The following is an 8,888-nucleotide window of genomic DNA, read 5'->3' on the forward strand; positions in this document are numbered from 1 at the left end:
CGAGGACAAAATTATTGTCGCCAACTAGTCTCGAAGTAAATATCAACCCCAATCTTGCTACCATCCCCGATCGCGAGATAAAATGGGCACCCGGCTTGAAATGGCGACAACAGTGGGTAAAATTGGGCGCGACTAATTTCCCCGTGAGCTATCTGGAAATCGATCCGCGCCAAAAAGGCATTAAGTTTCGATCGATGCTAGCCCTCGAACCAAATCTCGTCGGTACCAATCATCTGATTAAATTTGCCCCCACCACTCAATTTGCCGCCGCCATCAATGGGGGCTATTTCAATCGCAATAATCGGATGCCCCTCGGCGCTCTCAAACGCGACGGGAAATGGTTGTCCAGTCCGATCTTAAATCGCGGCGCGATCGGTTGGAACGATAAAGGCAAGATGCAGATCGCCCGTCTGAAAATGCAAGAAACCGCGATAACTGCCAACGGCACACAGTTGCCAATTATCGCCCTCAATAGCGCCTACGTCCAAGCGGGCATCGGTCGATATACGACTGACTGGGGGACTACCTACACGCCAATGCAGGCTAACGAACTGATTTTTACAGTCCAACTCAATCGAGTCACCCAAATTACCCCCGGTAATGCGCTCGGCAGCATTAACATCCCAATCCCTACTAATGGTTATTTACTCGCCTTGAGAGGGCAGCCAGAGCTGTCTGGAAGCCTCCCGATCGGCACCACCCTGAGCTTACAACGTCAGCTTACCCCACCAGAATTCGATACCTACTCCCAGATTATCGCGGCAGGCCCCTGGCTGGTAAAATCGAGCCAAATCGTCCTCGATGCCAAAGGTGAAAACTTCAGCGCGAACTTCAGCAAAGAAGCCGCAGTCCGCAGCGCGATCGGCAGCACCGCCACTGGTAATATTATCCTCGTCACTGCCCACCCCAATCCGGGCGGTAAAGGCCCCACATTGGCAGAAATGGCCAAACTCCTCCAACAAATGGGTACAGTAGATGCCCTCAACCTCGATGGTGGGAGTTCTACCAGCCTCTACCTCGGCGGACAATTAATCGATCGTGCCTCTGCTACCGCCGCGCGAGTTCATAATGCACTGGGCATCTCGATCGAACCCTAGGTTTTAGGCTTTAGGTTTTAGGGTTTAGGTTTTGTACTCTACCCTCTCCCATCTCCTAAACAAAAAGGCGATCGCTAGCTGACTAACGATCGCCCCTTAAATTTAAAACCCCGATTTCCCTTCGTAATCAGATGCAAATGAGCGCAACAGACACTAAAAAAACATTTTTGAACGTTGGTTGCTCGCTTAAGTGGCGGAACCAACCTCGTGTCACTAATCTAACCCTACTTGAGTCACACCGCCATCAGCCATTTTACGGTGAACTCGATGACTATCACTACACACGTGATTAATTTTATACTACGAATTATCGCCGTAACAATCGAGGCTCGATCTCGATCGAGCCTAGCTCTCATCTTGGGTGACTTCCTCTAATACATGCCGAGTGCTGCTCCACGCCAAGATTCCCGCAACTGCCACGATCGCGCTCATCCCCCATAATACCGATCGCAGCCCAAACTGATTGGTTAAAGGAGCCACAATAATTAACGGCACGGCGACCGCAATATTTACCGCATTATTCTGAAAGCCAAACACCTTGCCTCGCATTGATTCTGGCGTTCTTTCTTGAATTAATGTCTGCATCGGTACGGCAATTAATGAAGCCCCCAACCCCAAGATCCCGGCACAGCATAACCCGATCGCCAAATTGTTCACAAATGTAAATATTGCCAGCACGATTCCCATGCCAATAAATCCAATCAGGGGTAAAGACTTTTGTTGCAGACGATTGCCAAAATGTCCCAAAACTCCAGCACCAAAGACTAATCCAATGCCTAGCGCAGCTACTAAAAATCCGAATTGATCGGTCTTAAGACCGACTTCAGCCGTCAGTTTAATTGACAATATCGGTAACGCCGCAATCGTCGAAAATAAGACGGCTAATTGCAACATCGCATTCAACAACAATTTATTACTACGCAGATAATCAAATCCAACCTTCAACTCATACCAAGGATTGACTCGGCGAGTGTGATGATTCGGATCGATCCTTTCTTGTACTTTTACCAATTGTCCCAATCCAGCGGCGAAGAAGTAGAGCACAGCAACCAACACTTCGCGCGAACCGTTTTGGCTGATATTAGTTACCGCCGTCAAAATTGGCTCGCCGATCCCAAATCCGACAATAATCGAACCCATAGTGCTGCTGGTAAACAAGGCATTGGCTGTCAACAAATTTTCGGGCTTCACTACCAGGGGAATCGCGGACTGTTCTGCCGGGGCAAATGCTTGGGTTACTGTCGAAATTGCAAAAGTAATTAATAATAAAACTACAAATTCTTTTGGTAAAATTGCTAACAGTAAGATGAGGGAACCCCTAATTACATCCGCAATTACCATAATCTTTTTTTTAGGATAATGCTCGATAAATATTCCCGCCGCTGCACCAAACAAAATTGCAGGAACCGTCGAAGCAATCATCAAATACGCACTAGAATCAGCGGCATACTTATTGGGGATATTATAGGTGTCCAGTAACGAAATCGACATTACTAGCATTACTTTATCGGCAATCTGAGAAAGTACTTGCCCACTCCACAAAAATAAAAATGGACGGTTTTTGAGTAGAGCTTTAAATCCACTCGCCTCTGTTGGTGTTTTTGCAGGTAGCATAGACTAGGAAATAGGGAATAGGGGGAGACGAGGAGACGGGGATCGATAGCGTTCGGATCGGGAATTACTCCAACAGAAAGCTTCTCTCTCTGTCTGTAGCGATTGTACCTATAAGTGGGTCAAGAAATTTGGCTGTGTGTGACAGTCGTTGGAGTGGACAGTAGATAATGGATAATAAATAGTAGCTATTAATTCATCCCGTCCCTGTAATGAACTCCACCATCGCCTACCTGACTACTCAACTCGATCGTGCGATCGTTGCCGCATTAGGGGACGATTATGCTGGTACAGATCCCCTGCTGGTATTATCGAGCAATCCCAAATTTGGCGATTATCAGGCAAATATGGCGATGGGACTGAGCAAAAAATTGGGGCAACCACCACGCAATATCGCCCAATCGATCGTCGATAATTTAGAAGTATCCGAAATCTGTGAAGCTCCCCAAATTGCTGGCCCCGGCTTTATTAATTTTACTGTCAAACCCAGCTATCTCGCCACTCAGCTTCAAGCCATCCAAGCAGACAGCCGCTTGGGAGTCCCTGTCGCCGCTACACCCCAACGTGTCATCGTGGACTTTTCTAGTCCGAATATCGCCAAAGAAATGCACGTCGGTCACTTGCGATCGACTATTCTGGGAGACTGTATCGCACGAGTATTAGAATTTCGCGGTCACGATGTCCTCAGACTCAACCACGTTGGCGACTGGGGTACCCAATTTGGGATGTTGATCCTCTACTTGCGAGAAGCCTATCCCCAAGCCTTGACGACGGCTGACGCGCTCGATTTAGGCGATTTGGTGGTCTTATACAAAAAAGCCAAACAACGCTTCGACGAAGATCCCGAATTCCAAGCCGCCGCCAGACAAGAAGTAGTCAAATTACAAGCCCGAGATCCCGATACGATTAAAGCCTGGAAACTATTATGCGACCAATCGCGGCGCGAATTTCAGGTGATTTATGACAGATTGAATGTCCAACTTACCGAACGCGGCGAATCATTCTACAATCCCTATTTAGCCGCAGTAGTTGATGACTTACGCACAACAGGATTACTAGTCGAAAGTGACGGCGCACAATGCGTTTTCCTCGAAGGATATACCAATCGCGACGGCGATCCTTTACCGCTAATCGTCCAAAAAACCGACGGTGGTTATAACTACGCTACTACCGATTTAGCCGCCATCAGATATCGGATTCAAACCGATAAAGCCGATCGGATTATTTATATCACAGATGCCGGACAAGGAGATCATTTCGCCCAAGTATTCCAAGTCGCCAAATTAGCGAAGTGGATACCCGAACATGTCGAAATCATTCACGTTCCCTTCGGCTTAGTACTAGGTGAAGACGGTAAAAAAATCAAGACACGATCGGGTGAAGCCATCAAATTAAAAGATTTACTCGATGAAGCGATCGAACGATTTAGTAACGACCTCAAATCGCGACTAGTAACCGAAGAACGCCAAGAAACTGAAGAATTTATCGCCAATAGTTCGCAAGTCATCGGACTAAGTTCCGTTAAATATGCCGACTTGAGCCAAAACCGCACTAGTAATTATGCCTTTAGTTTTGACAAAATGCTGGCACTGCAAGGGAATACCGCACCTTATATGATGTATGCCTATGTCCGGGTACAAGGCATCAGTCGCAAAGGTGGGATCGATTTCGATAATCTCGGCGCTAATGCCCAGATTATTCTCAATGAAGAACTAGAACTAACACTTGCCAAACACCTCTTACAATTAGGCTCGATCGTCAATGAAGTCGAGCGAGATCTATTACCAAATCGGTTGTGTCAATACTTGTTTGAACTCAGTCAAAAATTCAATCAGTTTTTTGAGAACTGTCCCGTCTTATCGTCAGAGGAACCAGTGCGGACTTCGCGATTGATTCTGTGTAATTTGACAGCTAAAACGTTGAAATTAGGATTAGATTTACTCGGTATTCCAGTACTAGAGCGGATGTAATTGCGATCGATCCTGATTACCGCGCGATTGAAATCGCCGCTCATGGTGCAAAGTCCGCCTACGCGGACTAATCTCTCAGTCCGCGTAGGCGGACTGCGCTTCATGTGCAACGACTGGAAGTCGTTGACAATTCTGAGATCGATCGAAGATGTTAGGATCTTTAAATATACTCTTGCCGGAGGTGTCGTAATGACAATAGCTAGCCAGAAAATGACCCTAGAAGAGTTCCTTGCCTATGATGATGGCACGGATAGATTCTACGAACTGGAACATGGAGAGCTAATTGACATCACATCCGATAGCGAAATCAATCGTCGGATTGCCATGTTTCTGTTGGCATATTTTTTCCAAGTTGGTATTCCCTCCTATCGACTTAGAGTAAAGACAGAGGTGATTGTAAGTGGATTGAGGATCTCGGTACGCGTACCAGATTTACTAGTATTGTCTGAAGAATTAGCCACAGAAATGGAAGGTGCGAGTCGATCGATCGTACTAATGGACATGCCCCCACCCTTATTAGTAGTCGAAGTTGTCAGCCCCAACCAAGAGAAAAGAGATTATCGGTACAAGCGGAGTGAATACGCCGCTAGGGGCATAGCCGAATATTGGATCGTCGATCCAATTGCCCAACAGGTGACAATATTAGAATGGGTAGAAGGTTTGTATGAGGAGAAAGTTTATCAGGGAGATAATCAGATCGAGTCAAGTGTACTGGGAATTCTAGATCTGAGTGTCGATCGAGTATTACAGGCACGTTAGTTAAGGTTCTAGTAAATCGATCGCTTCTGCACACCACGCTAGCCATTCTGTCTCGATTCTAATACCTTGACGCAGGGTGATGTAGTGATAACGCTCGACATGACTCAATTGCGATCGATCTGGAAAATATTGAGATGCGATCGCTTGATAGGTATGCAAGGTTTCTAGATGCTGAATCCGATGATGTTTTAATTCTGCCACGATCGTCTCCGGTGAAGCGATCGATCCGGCAAATATTTTTACTAATAAGTCATCTTTGAGTGGACTGACAGTACTAGGCGTTTCGATCCACGATCGCAGATACTCCTCACCTTTACCAGTCAGCGTATAAATCTTTTTGTCTGGGCGATGCTCTTGATAGATGAGCTGGGCATCGATGTGGCTTTGTTCTTCTAGTTTGGTAAGTTCTCGATAGATCTGCTGGTGGGTAGCATTCCAGAAAAAACCAACCGATCCATCGAATTTTTTGGCGAGATCGTAGCCACTGCAAGCACAATCATTGAGTGCTGCCAAGATTGCATGAGATAGAGCCATGAGGGACGGGGAGATGGGGGACTGGGAGACTGGGGGACTGGGAGATCGCGGTTCTTTTACTAACTTAGTTGCATATTCTATTAAGTTAATATATTATCATTATATGCAACTAAGTTAGTATTGCACGATCGATTCACTATCCACTATTCACTATTCACTATTCACTACCCACTACCCACTAAATTGAGATATGTCAAAAGTAGTCCCTGGTAGATTTAGCGCCCAGATCGATGAATCCTTCGTCGTCTTTTTAATTGGCATGAGAGTCAACAATATTTGGGCTGTGCATAAATGGCTGCCGACTGCCCAGGCGATGAGTCCGATGTTAAATACCCTGCATCAGTATCCAGACAAAGGCTTTTTGGGACAAGAATCATTTTTCCGGCTGTTCCCATTCTGTACCATCATGACGACCTACTGGAAGTCATTCGAGCATTTAGAATATTTTGCCCGCAATACTGACGATCCGCACCTGGAGCCGTGGCGGGCGTTCAATCGATCGATCGGGAGCGATGGCAGCGTCGGCATCTGGCACGAAACCTATCTAGTGCAACCGGGGCAATATGAATCGATCTATGTCAACATGCCTGCCTTTGGTTTAGCCGCTGCTACCAAACATGTGCCGATCGTCGGACGCCAAGAAACTGCCCGTCGGCGATTGGATCGTGAAAATCAACCCGCAGATACATGAGGGAGATGCCAGCATAATGTAGGGTGTGTTATCCCGGAGGGTAACGCACCAATTGGTAACGCCCCAATTATTGATCCTACACCGTGTCCACCATCACCGTCCGCCGGGTTTCGGCTGAAATCCGCGCCGCCTCAGCAACCCGCAGCGTGGCTAGACTAGCCGCAGGCGTCACATAATTTGGCTTACCATCGATGAGATGATCGAGAACCAGTTCTAGATCTCTCGCAAACAAACCCTTCCGTGCGCCCAGATCCAATGGGGTAGTAGTGCCATTTTGAATAAAGACCCCTTCATCACCATCAAATATCAACCCACCATTTTCCCCATGTACTTCAAACTTGCGGGAGCCTTGCCATAAGCCTGCCCCTTTACCATAAACCACTTCCCCGATCGCGCTATTATTCTTAAACCTAAACTGAGCATTACACAGACAAGTTTGGTAATAATCGCCGACACCGCCCCAATATTGATTATGGCAATTGATGCTCTCGATCGAGCCAAACAGATCCGTGAAGCGATGGAGCCGCGATAAAGCCGCAATCAGGGGAAATCCGAACTCAGAGCGATGAAAAGTCCATTTTTCGGGCGTGGGGCGCTGAGGGACGATCGTGCTGTAGCGGGCGTAATAGACCGCACCGACGCGATCGAGCCATGCGCGCATCGTTTGATGGAGTCCGCCCAAGAGTTCGATATGTTCGACATGGAGCAAGACTTTTTTTGCCGCAGCGAGGGCGACAATTTCGCTAGCTTCGCGCCAGTCTAGTGCGAGGGGATACTCGACAATTGTATGCTTGCCAGACTCGATCGCCGCGCGGACGATCTTCCCATGATCGCCGTTAATCGTTGCTACCAGGATCAGATCGAGATCTGCCATCTGAATTAACGTTTGCCAATCAGCTACCGCGCTGATATTGAAACTCTGGGCAAATTCTGCCGTCCGTTCGAGATTGCGCCCAGAGACAGCGATTAATTGCGTGCGATCTTCAGCAGCAAAGCTTTGAGCGCGGATCTTCGCGGCAAATCCCGTCCCGACAATTCCTACCCGCAGTGGCAGATTAATTTCTCCGTAACTAGCACTTTTAGACATAAGATTTTTTAATACTACAAGCCCAGCGAACCAACATCCAAATTGAAGGCGGGAAAATCCGATCGCCACAGTCCTAGTCTACTATTCAACCCCTCACTCGGGGTTTTTTGTTGCGGCAAAATGTTATTAGCGATAGCTTGCAGCCATTCGTCAATCTCGGCGACAGTGCCGAGATATAAGTAATTAGGATGGATTCTCGCAATTTGATTACGAATACCATTCGACTTTAGCAGGACTTATAGATACAGATGGTAAGGTTTTCCCTTAGTATTCAGATAGAGCTGAAAACTAGGGCAATAAGTTGGGCAGTCTTCCCGATCGCTTAACTGAGATATATACCCGCATCCGCCATCTTTAAACGAAATAGAGAGGAATCAATCTGACATGGCAACCTATAAAGTTACATTAATCAACGAAGCTGAAAATCTAAACACCACGATCGATGTAGCTGATGACACCTACATTTTAGACGCAGCCGAAGAGCAAGGGATCGATCTTCCTTATTCTTGCCGTGCGGGTGCTTGTTCTACTTGTGCTGGTAAAATCACTGCTGGAGAAATCGATCAATCCGACCAATCTTTCTTAGATGACGACCAAATCGAAGCAGGTTACGTCTTGACTTGTGTGGCTTATCCTAAGTCCAACTGCACCATCATGACCCACCAAGAAGAACAACTCTACTAAGATCTAGTCTAAATCTAGAGCTAATAGTTTAGGAGTGCGGAATTAAGCTAATTCCTCGCTCCTATCTTTTTAGGAGTCAAAATCGTTGGCGTACTTCTCCTTACGGAGCGACCCAAATCACGCGGAGGTTCCCGACCCATGGCTTTGGGTCAGCGATTCGCGCTCCTCGGGTTTCCCGAGGGTTTAGCGAATCAAGACAAGACAGACGCTTCGCTACGCCAACGCCAACAGCACAAGTAGCCGCGCCCAGAGGTAATCGCGCCTAACTACACACTCAGCAGCCACCGAGCCGAATGATATAATCATATTAGTCTAACCTAGCTCCCGCAACTGTTTGGAGGTTTTATGACAATTGCAGCCACACCTTCTGTCAATACTGCGCCATTGCTACTCGATGTTAGTAATACAACTCTAACTGTTACTCCAGCGCAATTCGATCGTCTAGTAATACTAGA

The 8,888-nt window shown here is 47.0% G+C and carries 8 protein-coding genes; 5 read left to right on the forward strand and 3 right to left on the reverse strand.

Annotation, left to right across the window (positions count from 1 at the left end; genetic code table 11):
- Positions 1 to 1,097 (forward strand): phosphodiester glycosidase family protein (locus RMO52_RS13750; RefSeq protein WP_310415127.1); only part of this gene is annotated, 1,097 nt, incomplete at its 5' end.
- 345 nt (positions 1,098 to 1,442) lie between these two features.
- On the opposite strand, the gene RMO52_RS13755 is transcribed toward RMO52_RS13750, so the two are convergent.
- Positions 1,443 to 2,711 (reverse strand): MFS transporter, encoded by a 1,269-nt coding sequence (locus RMO52_RS13755; protein ID WP_309742569.1) that lies wholly within the window; start codon positions 2,709 to 2,711, stop codon positions 1,443 to 1,445.
- Positions 2,712 to 2,920: 209 nt separating this feature from the next.
- Between RMO52_RS13755 and argS the strand changes: the two genes are divergently transcribed.
- Positions 2,921 to 4,678, forward strand: a complete 1,758-nt coding sequence (gene argS / locus RMO52_RS13760) for an arginine--tRNA ligase (RefSeq protein ID WP_310415130.1) — start codon at positions 2,921 to 2,923, stop codon at positions 4,676 to 4,678.
- Between the two features lie 189 nt (positions 4,679 to 4,867).
- A complete protein-coding gene (locus RMO52_RS13765) occupies positions 4,868 to 5,437 on the forward strand; it encodes a Uma2 family endonuclease (RefSeq protein WP_396134980.1) in 570 nt (189 codons plus the stop codon).
- Here RMO52_RS13765 and RMO52_RS13770 read toward each other — a convergent pair whose 3' ends face one another.
- Entirely contained in the window at positions 5,438 to 5,971 is a 534-nt protein-coding gene (locus tag RMO52_RS13770) for a PadR family transcriptional regulator (protein ID WP_310415136.1), read from the reverse strand.
- 190 nt (positions 5,972 to 6,161) lie between these two features.
- Here RMO52_RS13770 and RMO52_RS13775 point away from each other — a divergent pair, with 190 nt between their 5' ends.
- Positions 6,162 to 6,662: a DUF4188 domain-containing protein gene (locus RMO52_RS13775; protein ID WP_310415139.1), complete on the forward strand. Its 501-nt coding sequence runs from the start codon at positions 6,162 to 6,164 to the stop codon at positions 6,660 to 6,662.
- Positions 6,663 to 6,738: 76 nt separating this feature from the next.
- Here the strand turns inward: RMO52_RS13775 and RMO52_RS13780 are convergent, their stop codons facing one another.
- Positions 6,739 to 7,749, reverse strand: a complete 1,011-nt coding sequence (locus tag RMO52_RS13780) for a Gfo/Idh/MocA family oxidoreductase (RefSeq protein WP_310415143.1) — start codon at positions 7,747 to 7,749, stop codon at positions 6,739 to 6,741.
- Positions 7,750 to 8,133: 384 nt separating this feature from the next.
- Between RMO52_RS13780 and RMO52_RS13785 the strand changes: the two genes are divergently transcribed.
- Complete coding sequence (locus RMO52_RS13785) at positions 8,134 to 8,433, forward strand: ferredoxin (protein WP_309741787.1); 300 nt, start codon at positions 8,134 to 8,136, stop codon at positions 8,431 to 8,433.
- The last annotated feature ends 455 nt before the right edge of the window (positions 8,434 to 8,888 follow it).

It is taken from the genome of Chamaesiphon sp. OTE_8_metabat_110 (assembly GCF_031382685.1).
Taxonomy (GTDB): Bacteria; Cyanobacteriota; Cyanobacteriia; order Cyanobacteriales; family Chamaesiphonaceae; genus Chamaesiphon.